Origin of the sequence: Streptomyces sp. NPDC046985 (assembly GCF_040644415.1) — a bacterium.
In the GTDB taxonomy this organism is placed as follows: Bacteria; Actinomycetota; Actinomycetes; order Streptomycetales; family Streptomycetaceae; genus Streptomyces.
In genome coordinates, this window is the sequence record NZ_JBEYWK010000011.1 from 25,943 (window position 1) to 48,075 (window position 22,133).

Annotated in this window: 6 protein-coding genes; 5 read left to right on the forward strand and 1 reads right to left on the reverse strand. The window is 74.3% G+C overall.

Annotation, left to right across the window (positions count from 1 at the left end; translation table 11 throughout):
* Nucleotides 1–40 precede the first annotated feature (40 nt).
* Together ABZ861_RS16185 and ABZ861_RS16190 are read left to right on the forward strand one after the other, a co-directional pair.
* Entirely contained in the window at nucleotides 41–637 is a 597-nt protein-coding gene (locus ABZ861_RS16185; protein ID WP_361630052.1) for a hypothetical protein, read from the forward strand.
* A gap of 69 nt (nucleotides 638–706) precedes the next feature.
* The gene (locus tag ABZ861_RS16190; protein WP_361630055.1) at nucleotides 707–1,552 is read left to right on the forward strand and encodes a class I SAM-dependent methyltransferase; all 846 of its coding nucleotides are present in this window, start codon (nucleotides 707–709) and stop codon (nucleotides 1,550–1,552) included.
* 200 nt (nucleotides 1,553–1,752) lie between these two features.
* On the opposite strand, the gene ABZ861_RS16195 is transcribed toward ABZ861_RS16190, so the two are convergent.
* A complete protein-coding gene (locus ABZ861_RS16195; RefSeq protein WP_361630058.1) occupies nucleotides 1,753–2,229 on the reverse strand; it encodes a hypothetical protein in 477 nt (158 codons plus the stop codon).
* 119 nt (nucleotides 2,230–2,348) lie between these two features.
* Here ABZ861_RS16195 and ABZ861_RS16200 point away from each other — a divergent pair, with 119 nt between their 5' ends.
* The 3 genes from ABZ861_RS16200 (at nucleotide 2,349) to ABZ861_RS16210 (ending at nucleotide 22,091) form a co-directional block, all read left to right on the forward strand.
* Complete coding sequence (locus ABZ861_RS16200) at nucleotides 2,349–7,598, forward strand: CHAT domain-containing protein (protein ID WP_361630061.1); 5,250 nt, start codon at nucleotides 2,349–2,351, stop codon at nucleotides 7,596–7,598.
* A gap of 649 nt (nucleotides 7,599–8,247) precedes the next feature.
* Entirely contained in the window at nucleotides 8,248–12,423 is a 4,176-nt protein-coding gene (locus ABZ861_RS16205; protein ID WP_361630064.1) for an amino acid adenylation domain-containing protein, read from the forward strand.
* A complete protein-coding gene (locus ABZ861_RS16210; protein ID WP_361630067.1) occupies nucleotides 12,423–22,091 on the forward strand; it encodes an SDR family NAD(P)-dependent oxidoreductase in 9,669 nt (3,222 codons plus the stop codon). Before ABZ861_RS16205 ends, ABZ861_RS16210 begins: the two co-directional genes overlap by 1 nt.
* The last annotated feature ends 42 nt before the right edge of the window (nucleotides 22,092–22,133 follow it).

The window sequence follows — 22,133 nt, forward strand, 5'->3', positions numbered from 1 at the left end:
GTCACTACTAGCCTGTCGGCGGCCGAGAGGAAAATGCCGGATGACCTGGACGACGCCCGAGTTCGGTCCCTCCCACGCAGGCTATGTGGGCGCCGTGCTGGCCGACGGAAGCGAGCCGGAGACCGCCTGCATCGACCTCGGCAGCGGCTCGAACTTCCAGACGACCAACGAGTGGTGGGCCTACACCGGTCGGCTGAACCGACCGAAGGCGGCGGCGGTCCGGGCCGCCTGCGCCTGCGGCTGGCGCGGCGCCGCGGTCCCCCTCGACTGGGACCGTCTTGAGGGCGGCTACCTCGACGACGATCCGTTCCATGACGAGTGGTCCCTCCACATCGAGGCCGTCGCCGGACAGACCGTGCCGCTTCCGCGTGACCTGGACGAGCTGCTGATCCTGCTGGAGGAGCAACTCGACCGCCTCGCCCTGGACGCACCGCCGGCCGCCATCAAGGCGGCGGACGTCCTCGACCGTCTCGGCCGCCGGATCGGACAGCGCGCCGCACGCACGCTGGACGACGACCTCGTGCAGAGGGAAGCACTCGGGACCGCCCTGGGGATCAGCCCGGAGGCGGCCCGGTCACGCATCGCCCACTACCGCCTCAGCCCCTACGCGAGGGATGCGGATCAGCTCGACTGGTAGACCTGTGGATCAGCGTGCAGGCGCCGTCCAGCAAGGGTGATGCGCTGCATGGTCCTCTAGGCTGGCGCAGTGACTGATGAGCGGGCACGGCCGTCAGGAGTGTGGGCCACGGCGGTGGGAGTCGCCAGGGTGCGGGCGCTGGAGACCCAGCGGGAGAACGCGCTGTTCCGCGACCCACTGGCACACGCCTTCGCCGCCGCAGGGGGCCTGTGGCCCTCCTCGTCGCCGCTGCCCGATGACGAGGGCGCGCGCCGCCGCCTGCTGGGCGTGTCGTTCTCCATCGTCATCAGGACGAAGTTCCTCGACGACCTGTTGCAGCAGGCGTCCGCGTCCGGGGTCCGGCAGGTCGTGCTGCTCGGCGCAGGCATGGACAGCCGGGCCTTCCGGATGGAATGGCCCGAGGGCGACCGGCTGTTCGAGGTCGACACCGCCGCGCCACTGGACTTCAAGGCATCGGTGCTGCGCCAGGAGCGGGCCGTCGCGCGCTGCGAGCGGATCACCGTCGCGGTGGATCTGCGGGAGGACTGGCCAGGCGCGCTGGCCGCCGCAGGGCACGACCCGGCGTCGCCGACCGTGTGGATCGCCGAAGGACTGCTGATCTATCTGCCCGAGGACGCGGTGGAACTCCTGTTGGCCCGGATAAGCGCGCAGTCGGCGCCAGGCAGTCGGATGGGGCTGACGTTGGGCTCGCGCGGCGTGATCGAGCGCTTCGGCGCGGACGCCGTGCCGGGATCGGCGGCGTCCCTGTGGGTCTCGGAGATGCCCGACGACCCGGTGGGCTGGCTGGCCGGACACGGCTGGGAGGCCGAAAGCCACACCCTGCGCGAACGCGCCGCCGCCTACGGCCGCCCGATCAGCACCCCGCCGCAGCGTGAGGAGCGGCCCGGCGGACTGATCTCGGCGGTCCGCCGGTAGCGCGCCTCCCGGTTCCCGGCCTGGACGCTCATGTCACCCCGCTGAAATGCGCATCGGCGTACGGCAGTCGGGCCCTGGCACAGCACGTCAACAGATGCTGGCCCTCTGCGGGCAGGGTGCACGAGTCACAGGGGCGACCTCGCAGAACGCCGCCGTAAGTGCCGTGCACCCGGAGGGAAGAGCAGCAGCGGCCAGTCCGCTCAGGGCTCCACGCGCTGTACGTCTGCGACGGAGCCCACCGGGTCGAGGGTGACCCGCACGCGCCGCCCGTCGGGCAGATCCACCGTCACGGACCAGCCGTCGGGCTCACGCGTAACGGCCTCCACGTCAGCCCGGTCCCCGGTGGGGTAGCCGGCGGAATCGGCGGCCCGCAGCGCACGTGTGGTGGCGGCCTCGGCGGACGGAAGCGGTTCGCCGCGGTGGGACGCCCGCCACCGGTCGATGAACCGACGCGTCGCCAGCAGGCCCTCCCAGGCGGCCGCGCCGAGGACGCCGTCCGCCATCGCGTGAGCCAGGTTCAGCAGGTCGTGTACGGCCTCTGGCGCTCCCAAGTCGGCCGCACCGGCCCGCTCGTAGGCCGTCATGCGCAGCTCGTCGACGACGTCCGAGTCCGGCAGCTCTTCGCTGTTCCGGGCGAACAGCACTACTGCGTTGTCACCGGGGATCATTTCGATCACGTGGGCCAAAGGCGCCGTCCCCGGCGTCTCGCATACCGTTTTTTCCGCCATTTCCCGATGTCCCCTCCGTGAGAGGGCTTTGAGCGTACCGTGATGCTTTGCGTGCCGGGGGGATGTCCATGAAGTCGCAGGTGAAGGCGTTGCTGAGGCCGCGACGGGACGCGCGGACCGTCTTCGTCGAACCGTGGCCGTACTGGGGTGTGAACGCCGTACGTCACTGGGGACTCGACGTGGGCGTGCTGGCCCTCGCCGCGGCGGCCGGCGTGTGGTGGTCCCGGGGGCCGGGCGGCGTCGATCTGCGCCTGACCGACAACGACTCGGCCGACAGCTTCCAGCGCACGCTCCTCGCCCACGATGTGTCGCGCTACTACCCGACGCTGGTAGGGCTGATCCTGTGCCTGATCCTGCTGCGTACGGGACGTGGCGACCGTGGCTCGAAGAACTCCCGTCTGACCGGGGCGATTTACCGGTCCCTCACCGTCGGCACGTTGATGCTGGAGGCTCTGTTCCCGCTGATCGACGCGTACTTCGTGCCGGGAAGTCTCGTCCAGCGGTTCGCGCCCTGTGCCGCGGGCGCGGCACTGGCCTGCGTCGCGCGGTGGGTCGTCTACGGGAGCATCGGCGGTCAGGCCGCGACCGAGGGCGGGTTCCGGCCGCCGCGCTCGACCTGGTGGCGGCCGAGGACCCGGCGCCTGGTGCGGCGCACTGTGTACGTCGACCTCGGTACGCAGGACGCCGCCGAGCGGGCCGCGGCCGCCTTCGCCGCCGCGGCCGCGGAGTTCGGGAGGCGGGGCAGCCGCGCCGGAGTGGCCTGGTGCGTCGCCGCCGAGGTCGACTACCACCTGCACATCAGCGCCCTGGACCGGGCCGAGGAACTTTTGGAGCAGGTGAGCGGCGGCGCCGTGGCGGCGGCGGCCGGCCGTGATGGGCGGCTGGCCGCAGAACCTGCTGTAGCGGCGGCTCACGCCTTCTTCCTCCAGGCTGTCGGTGACGTCGTCGGGGCGCGTCAGCGTCTCGACGAGGCCGTCGACGCCTTACGTGCGAAGGGGCGGCGGGTACCTGCCCGTCTCGCCGCCCAGCGTGCCGCCGCGCACGCCCTCGGACCGGGCGGGACGGGCGTCGATGAGACGGGCTGGGCACAGTTGGCCCGCCTGGTGTGGTTCCGGCAGCCCTCGCTCGTGCTGCGGCATGTCCTGGTCCGCGCCCGTCGGCTGTCCGACCGGGACCCGGACGACGCGCTGGTGCTGGCCACGCGGATGATCTGGCTGGCCGAGGTGCTGCCCGAGCGCGCCTTCTTCTCGGATCTCAGCAGCCATGAAGCCTCCCTCCTGCTGCGGACCCGGGCCGAGTTCTGCGAACTCGCCGGTGAGCTGAACGCCAGGCTGCACAGGACCGGAGACGCCGCCCACTGGTACCTGGTCGCCGCCCGCCTGTACCAGTCCCGGCGCTATCGCGCACCCGAAGCAGTGGCGCTGGTCCGCGCCGCCCTCGCCGCCCTGGCCGGCGCTGACCCGGCCGACGGCCGTGAGTCCGATCATCTCGACCTGCTCCTTCGCGGACTGCGCATGCTGGAGTACGACCGGGGTCTGCTGAGGGAGCGGCGCAATCGCTCCACCATCGCGGGGGACCGGGACCGCCTCTACGCCGACGTCTTCGCTTCTCTGGCCCGCGAGGTACGCCGCGAACGCCGGCGAGCCGCGGAGATCGCGCTGTGGTTGATGGAGTCGCTGCACCGCAGCGCGACCGCGGCCACCGTCCGCCGCGGCCTGGACGCCGCGACCAATCCGGCGCTTCAGGATCTGCGACGGCGCTACGAAGAGGCGGAGCTGGCGGCCGCCCAGGCTCTCGCGCCGACGGGCTCGGAACAGAACGACCGGCCCACCGACGAGGAGGCCGCCGCCCAGGATCGGTGGGCACGCCTGCGCGCCGACGTCAGCGCCGAGTTCTCCCGGCAACTGGCAGAGGCGCTGGCGCCCGACCCGGTGAACCTGGGGGACATCGGCGAGCGCCTGGGAGGGCGCCTCGCTCTGTACTACCGCTGCGAGCGCACCGCCGATGCCTGGTGCGTCACCTGCGTCGCACTGCTGCCCGACGGCCCACACCTCACGCGCCGTGTACTGCCCTTGCCCGCGGTCGACGACCCCTCCGCCTCCTTCCGCCTGCACCCCGCGCTGCTGCTGGACACGCTGCACCGCGGCGGTCACGACGCCGTGGCGCGAGTCCACCGCACAGCCGTCCTCAGCGCGCGGGTCTGGCAGGAACTCTCCGAGGCACTTCTGCCGGGCGCCCTCCAGCGGGAACTGGAGCGGTCGGCCGATGCGGCGGACCCGCCGGTCGTCGTGATCGTGCCGGACGGTCCCCTGTCGGCCGTCCCGTTCGCCGGGCTGCCGCTCGCGGCTGGCGTGCCGCTCATCGAACGGGCGGTGCCCGTGTGGACGCCCAGCCTCGACATGCTCGCCGACGAGGCAACGCCCTCCGGTGAAGTAGACGAGGCAAAGCCCTCCGGTGAAGTGAGGGAACCCGCGCGGATCCTCGCCAACATCGGACAGCCGGGTTTCGCCGACGCCTTCGCCCGCGCGCTGGACTCCCTGCCCGGCCGCCCGTACGTCCGACACACCGCGGGCCGCGAGGATTTCGTCGACGGCCTGCCCATGCTCTCCCGCGACGACGTGGCCGTCGTGTTCCATCACGGCCTCCCGGCCGGCAGCAGCCTCGGCCAGCACGTCCGGATGAACGACGAGCGGATCCTCTCGGCGACCACGGCGTGGAGCCTTCGCTGGCCGCGCCATGTCATCCTCGGCTCGTGCTGGTCGAGCAGCGTGACCGTGGCGACCGGCGAGGAACCGCTTGCCATGGCCACGGCCTGCCTTCTGGGCGGGGCGGGCGACGTGCTGGGAGCACAGGCGCCGGCGTACACGCGGGAAGCCGGGCGGCTGCTGGCGGAGACCACCGTCGTCACCGCCCACGGCATGCACCCGGCGGTCGCGCTGCGTTCGGCCGTGCGGGCGCTGCGCGCGGCCGGCCAGGCGTGGCCGCCCCCGGCGAACTGGGCGAACCTGGCGGTCTGGACGACGCAGCCGCCCCCCGCTCCGAGCGGTGCGCGGGCGAACCCGCGAGCCTGGCGTACGGCGTGGAATCTCGCGCAGAGCCGTGCCGGCGGCCTTTTCTCCCTTCACAGGACGCCCTCGGTCGAGGATCTGCTGAGCCCGATACCCGACTACGACCCGAACCGGGAGGGGACGTTCAAGACCTCGACGTCGATGCGGCGCGTGCTGAGGCAGGCCAGGGACGCCTACGGCGATGTGCCTTTCACCACGACGGAGTTCCTCACCGCGATGCTGGCCGCCGACGCCGAAGGCTGGGCGGCCTTCCTCGCCGGCGCCGGCCTGGTCGGCCGACCACCGCACGACACCGGGGAGTCGACGATCCGCGGCAACACCGTGACGTGGCGCGACGGGGAGAGCTTCGCGTTCAACGAGCCGCTGAGCGTGGCCTGGGATCTCGCCAAGCGGCTCGCGGACTACCGTGGCGACTCTGAGATTCAGCCCGCTCACGTGGTCTACGGCCTCATCGCCGACCAGGAGAGCGCCGCCGCCCGCTGGCTGGCGAGCGGACGGACCGGATCCGCGGCAGGATTGCGGGACTTGCTCGCTCGGTTGATCATGCCGTCCTTTCTTCCCGACCCGGCGACGCTCCCGCCCCGGCCACAGCGGCGTCCCGCCTCGCCGACGCCCGTGCCGGTCGGGCTGCTGCGCGGCCACGACCGGCTCGTCGTGGACGAGAGCCTCCTCGCCGTCGTAGAAGCAGCTTCGGCCGAACGCGACGGCGCGGTGGTGACCACCACCGCGTTCCTGCGCGCGGCCGTCCGCGACGACCCCGACGTACAGGCCCACTTCGGCATCGCGGTCGGAGCCCCCGGTCAGGAGAAGGGCAGTCGGACGCCCGCCCGGCGCGGAGGACGCGGCCTGGCACTCACCCCGGACCGCGTCGTGACCGTCAGCCCCCGGATGGCCCTCGCCTACGAAACGGCTCAGAGCCTGTGCTTCCGACTCGGCCACAAGCGCGTCACCACCGCCCATGTCGCCGCCGCCGTCCTGGCCGTCGAGGGCAGCGGCGGGGCGCAATGGGCGCGCACCCGGTCGGCCGCCCCGGCCACCGCCTCGTTCACCGCCGCCGTGTCCGCCCTGTTCTTCGGCGCCGAGGTCGAGTACCCCCTGCGAAAGACACGCGAGGAAGACGTCGTGTTCGGGCCCGTACGCGACGCGGTGCTGCTCGCGGGGATGGTCGCGGCGGCCGTCCTGGGCTGGTGCGCGAAACGCGGCGGGCGGCTGGTGCTCGGCTTCGCCCTGCTGGCCGCGATAGCCGTCACCGCCTCCCTGCACTCGGCGTACACGGCCCCGCCCAATGACCGCACCCTCATGGTCGCCGCCGACACCGTCACCGCCGAGCTGTGGACGTCCGACAGCGCCAGATACCCCGCGGTGCTGCTCAGCCCCCTGTCCGCTCTGTACTCCACGCCGGCCGTCCTGGGCAAGGCCAACATGCTCAAGGCCACGCTGTGGCCGAAGACGCCTCACGCGCTCGACGACTGGTATGCCTTCGCCGTGCCCGTTCCGGAACACGGCCCGCGCGACGGCGCCGCCCGGTTGACCTACAAAGGCCGTTCCGTACCGGCGCTCGTCCACTGCGCAGGAGCGATGGGGAACGTCTTCTGCGTCGCCGAAGCACGCCTCACCGGCCATGCGGCGCCGGGTGGGTTCCGCTGGTTCTTCACCAGCCTCTCTTTCCACGGCGCCGACCCGGCCTCGGTGCTGCTTCTGACACGGACCGGCGAAGCCGTCCGGGTCGACGCCGGCTCTCTCCGCCCGGTGCGCATGCACCGCGGCGACGTATCCGCCGACGTGCTGGTCGTCCGCAACGACGCGGGCCGCCCCTTGGACGGGCTGACCCCAGTGGTCAACGTCGGACACAGCCACCAGCTTCCGTTCCTCGGCCTCGCCGAGCCGGCAGGAGCGGGGCAGCCGACCAAGGTCATCTCACCGGATCTGCTCAACCTCTACGCGGGCGGCGTCGCGGACACCCGTGCGGGCTCCGTGCCCGGCGCCGTGGCCTCCGCCGGGCTGAACTTCCCCGGCGCCGACGGAAGCGACCCTCTCGCCGTCCTGCCGGTCCCCGGAGGGCCGGCCGACCTCGCTGGAATCCGCCTCGGAGACAGTGTCGTCGACGTCGCCGGCACGTCGGTCGGCAGCGTCCGGAGCGTCCAGGCCGCGGTCCGCGCCCACCGTCCCGGCGACCGCGTGCGGATCACGGTACGCAGGGCGGACCGCCTGCTGACGATGACGGTGGCACTCGGTTATCTGCACGCGTGAACGAACTCCCGACAGTGCTTTTCACGCCTCGAATAATCACCCCGGAGAAGTTCCTTTCGCGCGCCGAATCGCCGTGCCGGAAGCAGTAATGCGTGATTCCCTGGAACGACTCGATCGGCACCCCACGCGGTGCCTTCGTAGGCGCGTCGTTCCGTGGTCGCCTCACCTCCAAGTCGCATCCCGCCTGACCTCAACTGCCGTCAGAAGTAATAGAAGTAACACTGCATCAGGTTTGGGTTTCGGATCGTCAGCGTTGACCCGATTTACTACGACGCCTGCACGGTTGAACCGTCTCACACGTGTTGTGTGCATTACTCGTAAGTAACCGGAAATCCGCCATTGACATGCTCGGGGCGTTCGCAGAAGATCGCTTATCGACGGCAGCGAGTCCAGGCGACGCACCGTGATCCACCCCACAACTCCGAAGGCTCGACGAAAACGCTTTTCTCCCCGATTTCTTTTCTTGCGCGCGGCCTCCCGGCGGACTGGAATCGACCGGTGCGGGCGGCGCATTTCCCTGGACTCCTGTACGACGGGCCTCCGCCCCGCGCGCCGGGCGGAACGCCCCGGCGCTCTCCCTTCGCTCCCGGCGACGGATCCTCGTCCCCCCCTCTTGTGCACAGGCGCTCGAAAGGTCAGGTACCACGCGGTGCAGCACCACTCCCCCACCGTTCCCGCCGCCCCTGTCCCACCGGTCCCGGACCGGCACGCCGATGACACCGGGCGGGCTGTACAGGTGCATCCGGCCTCCTTCGCGCAGCAGCGGCTGTGGTTCCTCTCGCAACTGCCCGGCGGGTCGTCCGCGTACAACGAGACGGTCTGCCACTTGCTCAGCGGCCCGCTCCGGACCGACATCCTCGCCGAGGCGTTAACCGCGATGACAGCTCGTCATGAGGCGTTGCGTACAAGGCTGGTGGAGACCGACGGGGCGGTGTGGCAACACGTCGACCCGCCGGGTTCCGGGTACGCGCTGTCCGTCGAGGACCTCACCGGCGCGGACGACCCCGACGCACGCCTGGCGGCCGTACAGGTCGAGGAGGCGGAAGCGCCGTTCGACCTGGCGGCCGGTCCGCTGGCCCGTGGCCGCCTCGTCCTGCTGGGTCCGGACCGGCACGCACTGCTGCTGACGTTCCACCACGCCGTCTACGACGGACGGTCCATGGACGTCATGATGCGCGAACTCGGTGCCATATACGAGGCGTTGCTGCACGGCGACGACCCCGGTCTGCCGCTGGTGACCGGGCAGTACACGGACTATGTGCGCAAGCAGCGCGAGGCCGCGCTGGACGGCGGCCTCGCGGAGCAGGAGGCGTACTGGCAGCAGGCGCTCGACGGCGCTCCCCCGGTGCTCGACCTCCCCACGGACCGCCCCCGTCCGCCCGAGCAGAGCTTCGCGGGCGGACGCGTCGGCTTCGCCCTGGACACCGGGACCACCGCCGCTCTGCGCGCGCTGGCCCGCAAGCACGGCGCGACCCTCTTCGTGACCCTGCTGACCGGTTGGGCCGTGCTGTTGTCGCGCCTCAGCGGCAGCTCTGACATCGTCATCGGCGGCCCGGTGGCCAACCGGCGCGGACCGGCCGGCGCGGGTCTCATCGGCTTCCTCGTCAACTCGCTGCCGCTGCGCGTCGACCTGTCCGGCTCGCCCACGGCGGCGGAGGCCCTGGTCCGCACGAAGGCGGTGGTCCGCTCGGGTCTCGCCCACCAGGACCTGCCGTTCGAGCGCATCGTGGAACTGGTCAACCCGCCCCGTACGGCGGCCTGTTCGCCTCTCTTCCAGACGATGCTGGCGTGGTCGCCGGAGCGCGGCGGTCTGCTCCGGCTGCCCGGTGTCCGGGCCGAACCGCTGCCGATCGACCACTCCCCCGCCAAGTTCGACCTCGCCCTGTCGCTCGCGGACACGGACCAGGGACTCGTCGGGCACCTCGACTACGCGACGGCGCTGTTCGACGACGTCACCGCCCGCCGCTGGGCGGACCATCTGGCCCGACTGCTCGCCGACATGGCACGCCACCCCGAGCGCGACGTCGCCGCGCTGGAGCTGATGGGGGAGGCGGAGCAGCGCGAGCTGGTCGCGGACTGGGACGCGGCGACCGTACGCCGCCGGCCGGACTCCGCGCCCCGGCCCTCCACCGGCACCGGAAGCGACACCGATACCGACACCGACACGGGAAGCGGCACCGGCGCCCACCCCGGCAGCGGCATCGACCCCGGCACCGACGACACCGCCACCGCCGTCACGGACCCCGCGTCCGCCCCCGTGCCCTTCCGGACGGCGTCCGGGATCGCGGAGCTGTTCGAGGCGCAGGTCCGGGCGCGGCCCGCGCAGCGGGCGGTGGTCTGCGGGGACCGGTCGCTGGACTACGCGTCGCTGGACCGGCGTGCCAACCGTCTCGCCCACGCCCTCGCCGCACGCTCCGTTCGCCCCGGTGACGTCGTCGGACTGCATCTGGGCCGGAGCGTCGATCTGGCCGTCGGCGTCCTCGGCGTGCTCAAGGCGGGCGCCGCCTACCTGCCGTTGGACCCGGCGCTGCCCGTGGAGCGGCTGGCCGGCATGGCCGAGGACGCGGACTGTCCGCTGGTGCTCAGTGACCAGGATCTCGCCGGGCGCCCGGACCGGTGGCGGGAGCTGGGCGCGGTGGAGGCCGAGGGCGGCGCCGGCGAGCGGGCGCCGGTCACCGACCGCTCGCCGGACTCCCTCGCCTATGTGATCTTCACGTCCGGGTCCACGGGACGGCCCAAGGGCGTGGCCGTCGAGCACGGCAGCGTGCTGAACCTGTTCGACGTCTGGCAGTCCCGCATGGGGGCGCCCGCGGGGGAGGTCGGCTCGGCATGGTCCAGCATCGGCTTCGACGCCTCGGTGCACGAGCTGCTGCTGCCGCTGACCACGGGCGGCGAGCTGCACATCGTCCCGGAGGAGCTGCGCGGGGACCCGGCGGAGGTGCTGGACTTCCTGCGCGAGCACGCCGTCGAGCAGGTCTTCCTGCCGCCGGCGTACGTGCGGTGGATCGACGAGGCTCCCGCCGAGCGGCTGCGCGGGCTGCGGGTGCGGACGCTGCTGACCGGCGTGGAGTCGCTGACCGAGGCGGCGCTGTACCGGATGACCCGACTGCTGCCGGGGCTGCGGATCTGCTTCGGCTACGGCCCGACCGAGGCCACCCTGTACAGCACGGCGTACTACGACCCGCGGCCCGTGGACCGTCCGTGCCCCATCGGGCGCCCGCTGCCCGGCACCCGGCTGTATGTGCTGGACGCCCGGATGCGGCCGGTGCCGCCCGGCGTGGTCGGGGAGGTGTACTTGGGCGGCGCGGGGCTCGCGCGGGGTTATCTGGGCCGCCCCGAGCTGACCGAGGAGCGTTTCCCGCCGGACCCGTTCGTCGCGGGTGAGCGGGTCTACCGCACCGGCGACCTGGCCCGCAGGCTGCCCGACGGGCAGGCCCACTACGTGGGGCGCGGCGACGACCAGGTCAAGCTGCGCGGGTTCCGGATCGAGCCGGGCGAGGTGGAGGCGGCGCTCGTCGCGCTGCCCGAGGTCCGGGAGGCGGTCGTCCTGGCCGACCGGGACGCCGCCGGACAGCAGCGGCTGGTGGCCGGCATCGGGCGGGGCGACGCCCCGGCACGGGACGCCCACGGCTGGCGGACGGCGCTGGCCCGGCGGCTGCCGGACTACATGATCCCGGCCGTCTTCGTGGAGCTGCCCGAACTCCCGCTCAACCGCAGCGGCAAGCCCGACCGGGCCGAACTGCTGCGCCTGGCGCGGGAACTGGGCTCCGACCAGGTCAACACGGCCACGCCGAGGGACCACGTGGAGCACGCGCTGTACCGGATATGGCGGGAGATCCTTCCGCATCCGGCGATCGGCGTCACTGACAATTTCTTCGACGTCGGGGGCACGTCGCTGTCAGCGATCAAGGTTGCGCACGCCGTCGCCGAGACGTTCGGGCGGCGGGTCCCGGTGGCCGAGATCATGCTGCGTCCCACGATCGAGGCCCTGGGCGGGCTGCTGCGGGAGGGCGGCGCCGACCGGGCGCCCGGCAGCGTGGTGGAGTTCCGCGCCGGACCGGGCGCGCGGGTGGTGTGCGTGCATCCGGCGGGCGGTACCGCGTTCTGCTACCTGCCGCTGGCCGCGCACCTGCCGGAGACGGCCGGGGTGTACGGCGTGCAGTCGCCGGGCGTGAACCCCGGTGAGGAGCTGCTGCCCACGGTCACCGCCATGGCCGAGGAGTACCTGCGGCTGCTGGGCCCCCTGGACGGCGGCCCGGTGGTCCTGACCGGCCTGTCGTACGGCGGTCTGGTCGCCCACGAGATGGGGCGGCTGCTGGCTGAGGCGGGGCGGACGGACGTGAGCGTCGTGCTGCTCGACACCCAGGCCACCGACGACGAGGCCGCCCGCGCGGGGATCACCGCCGTGGACATGGCCGAGTTCCGAGACAAACTCGTGAGGTTCAACGGGATGTATCCCGGCATCGACGACGCTCAGGTGGAGCGGTACTTCCGCATCTACAACCACAACCGTCTCACCGCCCGTGCGCACGTGCCCGCGGCCTCCGCGGTCCGGGTCGTGCTGGCGGAGGCCGTGCCGGGAGGCACGGACACCGAACTCAACGCGGAGGCGCGGGCCTTCTGGGCGTCCCGCGCGCGGGGCGACTTCCGGGTGGAGACGCTGGAGTGCGACCACTGGGAGGTCCTGGAGATCGCGGGCGCCGTCCGGGTGGCGGACATCCTCGCGGCCGAACTGGCCCATCACGAAGGCCCGTCGGGCACAGCGGACGCGGTTGCGCCGCGTCCGGCGTCCGCCGCCGTCACGCTTCCGGCGGAGGCGCTGTGATGGCGGACGCGACTCCCCCGGTCCCGGCCGGGAAAGCGGCGCACGCCTCGCTGGCGGGGGCCGTGCTCGCCCAGGCGCGCCGGACGCCCGAGGCGCCGGCCGTCGAGGACGGGGACACGGTCCTCGACTACGCCGGGCTCGTCCGGAGCGCGTCGCGGGTAGCGGAGCGGTTGCGCGCGCGGGGCGTGGGTCCCGGCGCGTCGGTCGCCGTCCGCCTGCCGCGTTCCTGGCAGTTGGTGAGCGTGATGCTCGGCGTCCGGCTGGCCGGCGCGGTCGTCGTGCCGCTGGACCGGCTGAGTCCGGCCGAGCGGCAGCGGCACATCCTCAAGGACTCCGGGGCGCTCGCCGTCGTGCACGACGGCCCGGACCTGCCGCCCTCGCCGGACCACGTGACGACACTGGCCGTGGAACGACTCGTCTCCGATGAAGGTGAGTTCGCCGAGCCTCTCGAAGCCCCCGCACCGGGACGCAACGGCTTCGTGTTCTACACCTCCGGCAGCACCGGGCAGCCCAAGGGCGTCGAGGTGACCGACGCCGGGGTGCTGCGGCTGGCCGCACCGGGGTACATCCGGCTGGCGCCGGGCCGCCGCTTCGGCTGCCTGTCCAACCCCGCGTTCGACGCGCTCAGTTTCGAGGTGTGGACGCCTCTGCTGACCGGCGGCACGTGCGTCGTCCTCGGCGAACGCGCGGCGGGCGACCCGGCCCTGCTCGCCGCCGAGTTGCGCGCACGCCGCGTCGACACGCTGTTCGTGACGGTGGCGTTGTTCAACGCCGTGGTGGACGCGGTGCCCGACTGCTTCTCGGCCGCCGATCAGGTGCTCGTCGGCGGCGAACAGCTCGACGCGCGCACGATCCGCCGCTGGTACGCGGACAACTCCGGCTCGCGCACCGTCCTGCACAACGTCTACGGCCCCACCGAGGCGACCACGTTCGCGCTGATCCATCCGGTCCCCCGGGCCTTCGACGGCGACGTCGTGCCCGTCGGCGCCCCTCTGCCCGGTACCGGGGTGCGGCTGCGCACCGAGGACGGCGACCGTCCGGCGCGGCCCGGCGAGGTGGCCGAACTCCACCTGTCCGGGCCCGCGTTGGCACTCGGCTACCGCAACCTCCCGGAGGAGACCGGACGGCGGTTCATCAGTGCGGAGCCGGGGACACGCGACGGCGACGAGGGCGCCGTGCGCTGGTACCGGACCGGCGACCTGGTCCGGCAGGACGCCGACGGCCTGATCGCCTACGTCGGCCGGGCCGACCGGCAGGTCAAGGTGCGGGGCTTCCGCATCGAGTGCGGCGAGGTGGAGCGCCGTGCGGCGGCTCATCCGGCGGTGCGCCGGGCGTTCGTGTGCACCCGGCGCACCGAGGCGGCCGGCAACGAACTGCTGGCCTTCCTCGTGCTGGGCGACCCGCTCGGCCACGACGCCTGGGAACGCCACCTGTCGGCCGCCCTGCCCGCCTACATGCGCCCGCACCACACGTTCCTCGTGGACCGGCTGCCGCTGAACGCCAACGGCAAGGTGGACCGGGACGCACTGCTGGCCGGCGCCCACACGCCCTGGCGCGGCGACCAGGGCGACGACCGGGACGGCGCCGACGGCCTCGCCGCGGACGCGACGGTGCGGCGCGTGCTGGAGCTGGCCGAGGAAGTGCTCGGCGCCGAGGGGCTGCGGCCCCGTGACCGCTGGATCTCCAGCGGCGGCGACTCGCTGAAGGGGCTGCGGCTCCGCTTCGAGCTGATGCGCCGCTTCGGCGCGGATCTGCCGCAGGAACTGCTGCTTCAAGCCGACTTCGCCGCACTCGCCGACGCGCTGCGCGCTCCGGAGGCGACGGCGGGCGGCCATCCGCCGGTCCCCGGTGCGGCCGGGCCGAGCGCACCGGCCACCAGCGAGCAGGAGCGCCTGTGGCTGCTGGCCCGGAAGGACCCGAACGACCGTTCCTACGATGTCCCGCTCGCCTTCCGGATCGAGGGCGCCGTCGACCGGGCGGCCCTGCGCGGGGCGTTGCGCCGTCTGGTGGAGCGGCACCCTGCGCTGCGGACCCGGTTCACGCCGACCCCGCAGGGCCTGACCCAGACGGTGGCCGAGCCGTACGACCCGTGGGCGCCGGCCGGTCTGGAGGACGGCGAGAGTCCCGAGGCGGCGGCCGAACGGTTCTGCGCGCCCGCGTTCGATCTGGACGGCGGCCGGCTGTTGCGGGCGGGCTGGCTGCCGCTCGCGGACGGCGGCCTGCTCGTGCTGCACCTGCACCACATCGCCGTCGACGGCTGGTCGCTCGGCGTCCTGTTCCGCGACCTCACCGAGGACTACGCCGCCCTGCTGGCGGGGCGGCCCACGGCGGAGCCGCCGCACCGGCCGGGCATGACGGAGTTCGCGCACTGGCAGCGGGCGTGGCACGGCGAGCCCGCGTACGCGAGCCGCCGGGAGCGGCTGCTCGCCCGTTACCGGGCGGCCGGGGAGGCGTCGCCGCCGCTGGAGGCGGCCGACGGCCCCGCGCCGCGCACGGCACGGCTCGCGCGCACCTCGCTGGACCGGGCGCGAAGCCGCGCGGTGGACCGGCTCGCGGCCCGGCTCGGGCTGACCCGGTTCCAGGTGCTGGTGTCCGCGTTCGCCTGGGCCGTGTACGGCGTGACGGGGCAGACCCGGCCGCTGATCGCCACCCCGGTGGCCAACCGGTCCCGGCCGGAGTTCGACGCGACGGTCGGCATGTTCGCCAACACCGTGCTGCTGCCCCTCGCGCTGGACGGCCAGGAGCCGTTGCGGGTGCTGCTGGAGCGGCACGCGGGTCTCGCCCGGTCGGTGCTGAACGAGCAGGAGGTGGCGCTGAACCATGTGCTGACCGACCGGGGCCTGCCGGACCGCACCCCCTTGTTCGACTTCCTGTTCGTGCTGGAGAACACCGACTTCTCGGCGCTGCGGCTGCCCGGCTGCACGGTCACCGCCGAGCACCTCGCGCCGCTCGGCGCCAAATGCGCCCTGACCCTGTCGGTGGTGGAGCACGACGGCGGTCTCGACTGCCTGTGGGAGCACCGCGACGACTTCGGCGCCGACCGGGCCGAAGCGGCGGGCCGCCTGTTCCGCGAGGCGCTCGACCATCTGACCGAGGAGTCCGGGGCCGCGCTGCGCGCGCTGGTGGAACCGTACCGGCGGACGCTGCCTGATCCGGGCCGCGGAGCGCCGCGCACACCCGGTCCCGCCACGGTCGCCGACGGCTTCGCCCGGCAGGTGCGCCGTACCCCGGACGCTCCGGCCGTCGCGTCCGGGCCGGTGACGCTCACCTACGCGGAGCTGGACGCACGGGCGGCGGCCCTCGCCGGGGAGCTGCGCGGGCACCTGCCCGCCGACCCGGCGACGCCCGCCGCCGCGGCCCTGTACCTGGCGCCGTCGGTGGAGCACGTGGTGGCCGTGCTGGCGGCCGCGCGGCTCAACCTGACCGTCGTCCCGCTGGACCCGTCGTACCCGGCGCCGCTGCTCCGGCACGTCCTGGACCAGGCCGATCCGGTCTGCGTGCTGCTGACGCCCGACCGCGCCGACGCGCTGGACGCGCTCGCGCCGCCCGGTCTGCCGCGGCGCCTCGTCGTGGCGGACGCGGTCCCGGACCCGGCCGCGCCCCCGGCGCCCGCCGAGGCCCCGCACCAGGGGCTGCGCCCGCTGTACACCCTGTTCACGTCCGGCTCGACGGGGACGCCGAAGGGCGTGCGGGTGTCCGACCGGACGCTGTGCGACCTGCTGGCGTGGCAGGGCGCGGACGGCGGCCTGGGCGGGGCGGCGGTCACGCAGCAGTTCTCCATGCTGTCGTTCGACGTCTCCTTCCAGGAGATCTTCTCCACCCTGTGCTCGGGCGGCCTGCTGCGGCTGGTGCGGCCGGAGTGGCGGCAGGACATGCCCGCGCTGCTGCGGGAGTTGGAGGCCGGGGGCGCGGAGCGGATCTTCCTGCCGTACGTGGCGCTCCAGTTGCTCGCGGAGCACGGCGTGCGCACCGGGATCTTTCCGTCGCGGCTGCGCGAAGTGGTCACGGCGGGCGAGCAGTTGGTGTGCACCGACGCGATCCGCCGCTGGTTCGCGGGGCTGGACGGCGCCCGGCTGTTCAACCACTACGGTCCGACGGAGACCCACGTCGTCTCGGCGCTGTGCCTGGAGGGCGACCCGTACGACTGGCCCCTGCGGCCCGCCATCGGGCGCCCGGTGGCGGGTGCGCTGCTGCGGGTCGTCGACGACGGCGGGCTGCCGGTTCCGCCCGGTGTGACGGGGCGGCTGCTGATCGGCGGTTCGATGGCCACGCGCTGCTACCTGGGCGACGCGGAACTCAACCGGACCCGGTTCGTGGACGATCCGGAGCTGGGCCTGTTCTACCGCAGCGGGGACCTGGCCCGCTTCGACGCGGACGGCCTGCTGCACTACGCGGGGCGCGAGGACGGCCAGATCAAACTGAGCGGGCGGCGGCTGGAGCTGGGCCAGGTGGAGGCCGCCCTGCTGGAGTTCCCCGGCGTGTCGAACGCGGTGGTCGCCGCGTCGGACGGCGGCCTGGTGGCATGCCTCCAGACACAGGACGGCGCCGATCCCGACCCGGCGGAGCTGGACCGTCATCTGGCCGGGCTGCTCCCGTCGTTCGTCCGGATCTCCCGGTTCCGGCGGCTGGCCGCACTGCCCCGGACGCCCAGCGGCAAGCTGGACCGCCGCGCGGCGCCGACCGCTCCCGGCCACGACCTGCGCGCGGCGTCCGCCGCGTGGACCGGGTCGGCTCTGGAGCGGCGGCTGGCCGCGCTGTTCGAGGAGGCGACCGGCCGGAAAGTGGGCGTCGACCAGCGGTTCTTCGACGCGGGCGCCACCAGCCTCGACCTGATGCGCTTCCATCTGCGCTGCGTCGGGGAGGGGGATCTGCCGTTCGGCGTCCCGGACCTGTTCGAGCGGGTCACGGTCCGCGCCCTCGCCCGGCTCGTGGCGGACCGCGCACCGGACGGACACGACGACACGCCCGCCGGGGCCGAGGCGACCAGCGGGACTCAGAGGCCCGCCGGGACTGGGCGATCCACCGGAACTGAGCAATCCGTCAGGACCGGGCCGTCCGTGGGAACTGAGCCATCCATCAGGACCGGCCCGTCCGTGGGAACTGAGCGATCCGTCAGGACCGGCCCGTCCGTGGGAACTGAGCCATCCGTCAGGACTGGGCCGTCCGTGGGAACTGAGCGGCCCGTCGGGACCGGCAGGGCGCCCGCGCCGGGCGGGGCCGTCGTCCCGGTCGGCACGACCGCCGCCGACGAGCCGATCGCCGTGGTGGGCATGGCGGTCCGGCTGCCCGGCGCCGCCGATCTGGCCGCCTTCTGGGAGCTGGTCGTCTCCGGCGGCCGGGGCATCGAGCACTTCGCGGCGGACGACGGCCGGGTGGGCGCCCGCAGCCAGCTCGCGGGGATGCTCGCCTTCGACGCGGGCCGGTTCACGATCAGCCCGCAGGAAGCACGGCTGATGGACCCCCAGCAGCGTCACCTGCTCATGGCGTCGGCGGAGGCGCTGGCGCACGCCGGCATCGGCGATCCGGGTGCGGGCCGCGTCGGGATCGTGGCCGCCTGCGGCGAGAACACCTACGGCCGGGCCATGCTGCGCGACGCGGACCCGGCGGCGCTGCCGGACGCGTTCCGGATGGCCCTGCACCAGGAGAAGGACTTCCTCGCCACCAAGGCCGCCTACCACCTCGGGCTCACCGGCCCGGCGTTCTCCGTGCAGTCGGCGTGCTCCAGCTCCCTGGTCGGCGTGCACGTCGCGGCCGGGCTGCTGCGCCAAGGCGACGCCGACGTGATGCTCGCGGGCGGCGTCCTCGTCGACCCGGACCTGACCGGCGGCTACACCTACCGTCCGCAGCACATCTTCTCCCCGGACGGACACTGCCGGCCGTTCAGCGCGGACGCGGGCGGCACGGTCGGCGCGAGCGGGGCGGGCGTCGTCGTGCTGAAGACGCTCGCCGCCGCCCGCCGCGACGGGGACGCCGTCTACGCCGTCGTCACCGGCACGGGCCTGAACAACGACGGCGCGGACAAGCTGGGGTACAGCGCGCCGTCGCTGGCCGGGCAGCGGGCCGCGCTGCGCACCGCGCTGGCCCGCAGCGGACGGCGCGCGGCCGAGGTCGGGTACGTGGAGGCGCACGGCACCGGCACCCGGCTGGGCGACCCGGTGGAGGCCGCCGCGCTGCGGCAGGCGTACGAGGCGCCCGCCGGGACGCGGCTCGCCCTGTCGTCCGTCAAGAGCCAGCTCGGGCATCTCGGCGCGGCGGCGGGCGTCGTCGGCCTGGTGCGCGCGGTGCTCGCCGTGCACCACGGGACGGTCCCGCCGACGGTGGACTTCGACCGGCTGAACCCCCAGATCGAGGAGGGCGCGTTCCGCGTCCCCACCGCGGCCGAGCCGTGGCCGCACGCGGGGCCGCGGGTGGCGGCGGTGAGCAGCTTCGGCATCGGCGGCACCAACGCGCATCTGGTCCTGGAGGGCCCGGACGACGCCCCGGCGCCCGCCGCCGTTCCGGAGCCCGGCGCGGCGGACGGCGCGTCCGGCGCCGTGGGGTGCCTGGTGCTGTCGGCCGCGTCACCGGCCGCGCTGCGGGCGGACGCGGCCCGCATCGCGGGGTATCTCGAAGCCCGCCCGGACGGGTTCGCGCGGGTGGTGCGCCATCTCCAGGCGGGCCGCCCGGCGCTGGCCCACCGGGCGGCGGAGGTCTGCCCCGACGCGCCGTCCGCCGTCGCCTGGCTGCGGACCCTCGCGGCGCGGGCGCCGCACGCCGCGCACGCTCCGCTCCCGGCGGCGGACCTGCCGGAGCCGCGTCCCGAGGCCGTCGCGGCGGCGGGCCGCACCGCGCGGGAACTGGCCGAGGCGTGGACGGCCGGGCAGGACGTGCGCTGGCCGGCCGGTCCGGCGCAGGCGCCCTGGGACTTCCCGCCGCCCGCCTTCGACCTGACGGAGTACGACTTCCCGCGCGCCCCGGCGCCGGTCGCGGGCGCGGACGACGCCGACGGCGACCCTGAGCGCACCGGCAGCACCGGTCGCACCGACAGCACCGACAGCACCGACAGCACAGACACGAGCCGTGCGGCGGACGGCCCGGAGCGGCTGCCCGCCGCCCGCTGGCTGCACCAGCCGCAGTGGGTGCGCACGCGCCGGGCCCGTACCGGCGGCGCGGCCGACGGCCGCACGGCCGTGCTGGTCACCGCGCCGGGCGACGACCCGGACGCGTGGCGCGCGCTGGAACGCGGGTACGCCCGCGTGGTGCGGGTGCGGACGGGCGGCGAGTTCGCGCGCTTGGCGGACGGATACCGCGTCGACCCGTGCGATCCCGCGCACCTCGCGGCCGTCCTGGCGGACGTCGCTGTCGCCGGTCAGCCGGTCTGCGACTGGCTGCACGCCCTCCCGCTGGCGATCACCGGGGAGGTCGGCGAGACTTCGCTCGACACCGCGCGCTGGGCGTGTCTGGACACCGTCGCGGCGCTGTGCCGTGCGCTGGCGGACGTCCCGGAGGCGGCGCGGCCCGCGGTGTGGCTGCTCTCGCAGCAGGCGCAGGCGGTCACGGGCGCCGTGCGCCGTCCGGAGGCGGGTCTGCTCGCGGGAGCGGGCGAGGTCCCGCGTCAGGAGCTGGGGCTGCCGACGCCCCGCTGGGTCGACCTGCCGAGCGCCGACCCGGCCCGGTGGGCGGACCGGCTGCCCGCGCTCACAGCCGACGGCGGGTCCGACGGGCCGGTGGCGCTGCGCGAGGGGTTCTGGTGGCGGCGCGAACTGCGGCCGGTCGCCGCGCCGCCCGCCGGGGCGGCGGACGGTCCGCCCTTGGGGACCGGCACCCACCTGATCCTGGGCGGCACCGGAGGCATCGGTGCGACGCTGGCCGCCCGGCTGCTGCGCGATCCGGGCAACCGGGTGGTGCTGCTGGCGCGCCGGGCGGTGCTGCCGGACGCCCTGGCGCCGTGGGCTGACCGCGTCGCCCTGGTGGCGGCGGACCTCGCCGACGAGGACCTCGACGGGATCGCGGCCCGCCTCGCACCCCGTCTGGAGGGGCTGTCCGGTGTCGTGCACGCGGCCGGTACGGCGGTCGGTTCGCTGCTGGTGCGGCGGGACGCCGAAGCGGCCTGGAGGTCGGTCGCGGCGAAGCTGCGGGGCGCCCTGCTGGCCGAGCGGCTGGCCGGACGGCACGGGGCCGGGCACGTCGTGCTCTGCTCGTCGATGGCGAGCGTGTTCGGCGGGGTCGGACAATTCGACTACGCGGCGGCCAACGGGCTGCTGGACGCCTTCGCCCAGTACCGGCCGTCAGAGGACGACGGACCGGCGGTTCGCTGTGTCATCGGCTGGGACGCCTGGCGGGAGGTCGGCATGGCGCAGGGCGCGCTCGGCCGGGACGCCCGTCACCAGGAGCACCTGACGGTCGCGCTGACCCCCGAGGAGGGGGTGAGGGTGTTCGAGGACGCCCTCGATCTCCAGCTCCCGCACCTGCTGGTGAGCACCACTTCCCTGGAGGGGGCCCGGCGCTTCTACGAACCGGACCGGGCGGCGCCGTATGGCTCCGGGCGGCGCCCGGCCGGCCTGGCACCCGCCGGGACGCCGGTGGAGCCGGTGGACTCTGCGCCGGGGGCGCGGAAGGACCCGGCGGCCGAGGTCGCGGCGTACGTGCGCGACCTGCTCGGTGTCCCGGAACTGGACCCCGGCGCCTCGCTGTACGACCTCGGCGCGGACTCGCTGACCCTGCTGGAACTCGTGGACGAGGTGAAGGCACGGCACGGCGTCGACCTCGACCTGTCCCGGCTGAGCCACCGGGTCAGCCTCACCGAGATCCTGGACCACCTCGGCACGGCCCTTCACGGCGGCCGGGGCGGGACGGCCGCCGTGGAGGTGGAGGTGTGGCAGCGCGGCTCCGGCTCCGGCTCCGACGTGCTGTGTCTGGTCCACCCGGTCGGCGGTGACATCCAGGCCTACCGTCCGCTGGTGTCGGCGCTGGACGCCCGGCTGACGGTGTGTCTGATCGCCGACCCGGCGCTGCGCGATCCAGGCGGTCCGGTGCGGACGGTGGAGGACCGCGCGCGGGACTACCTGGCCGCGCTGCGCACCGAGTTCCCGCACCCCGGGCTCAGGCTGAGCCTGGGCGGCTGGTCGTTCGGCGCGTGGGCGGCCCTGTCCATGGCGTCCCTCGCGGAGCGGGACGGCCGCCCGGTGCACGGCCTCTACCTGCTGGACCCGCCGCCGCCCGGGAGCGGGGCGCGGGCCGCCGCCTACGACGACCGGGAGGTGGACGCGGTCTTCGCCAGGGAGCTGAGCGGCGACCACGCCCGTGACCTGGGCGCACGCGGCCGGGACTACGCCGAGCGGCTGGCCCGGTGCTGCCGGGCCAATCTGGCCGCGATGGCGGAGCACCGGCTGCCCCGGCTGACCGGCACCGAGTCGGTGGTGTGGCTCGCGGAGCGCACGGCGGCGGACGTGACACCGCTCGCCCCGGAACCGGCCACCGCGGCCGACTGGGAGCCCCACCTGGCGGCGCCGGCATGGGTGGTGCGGGTCGACGCGGACCACTACGCGCTGGTCGCCCCGCCGCACGCCGACGCGGTGGCCGCCGCGATCGGCGAGCACGTCTTCCGGCCCGATCCGCCCGGCCGCCCGGCGGACCGCCGGGAGCCCGGCGCGCCGGGACGGCCGGAGTCCGTCCCGCGCTCCGGCTGAACACGGCGCCCCGCAAGGCCGCATGTCCCCGCCGGGCGCCCG

What these genes read in the sequence shown, in the direction of transcription:
- ABZ861_RS16200 (WP_361630061.1), top strand. Translation starts at nt 2,349, where the DNA reads ATGAAGTCGCAGGTGAAGGCGTTGCTGAGGCCGCGACGGGACGCGCGG.
- ABZ861_RS16210 (WP_361630067.1), top strand. Translation starts at nt 12,423, where the DNA reads ATGGCGGACGCGACTCCCCCGGTCCCGGCCGGGAAAGCGGCGCACGCC.
- ABZ861_RS16185 (WP_361630052.1), top strand. Translation starts at nt 41, where the DNA reads ATGACCTGGACGACGCCCGAGTTCGGTCCCTCCCACGCAGGCTATGTG.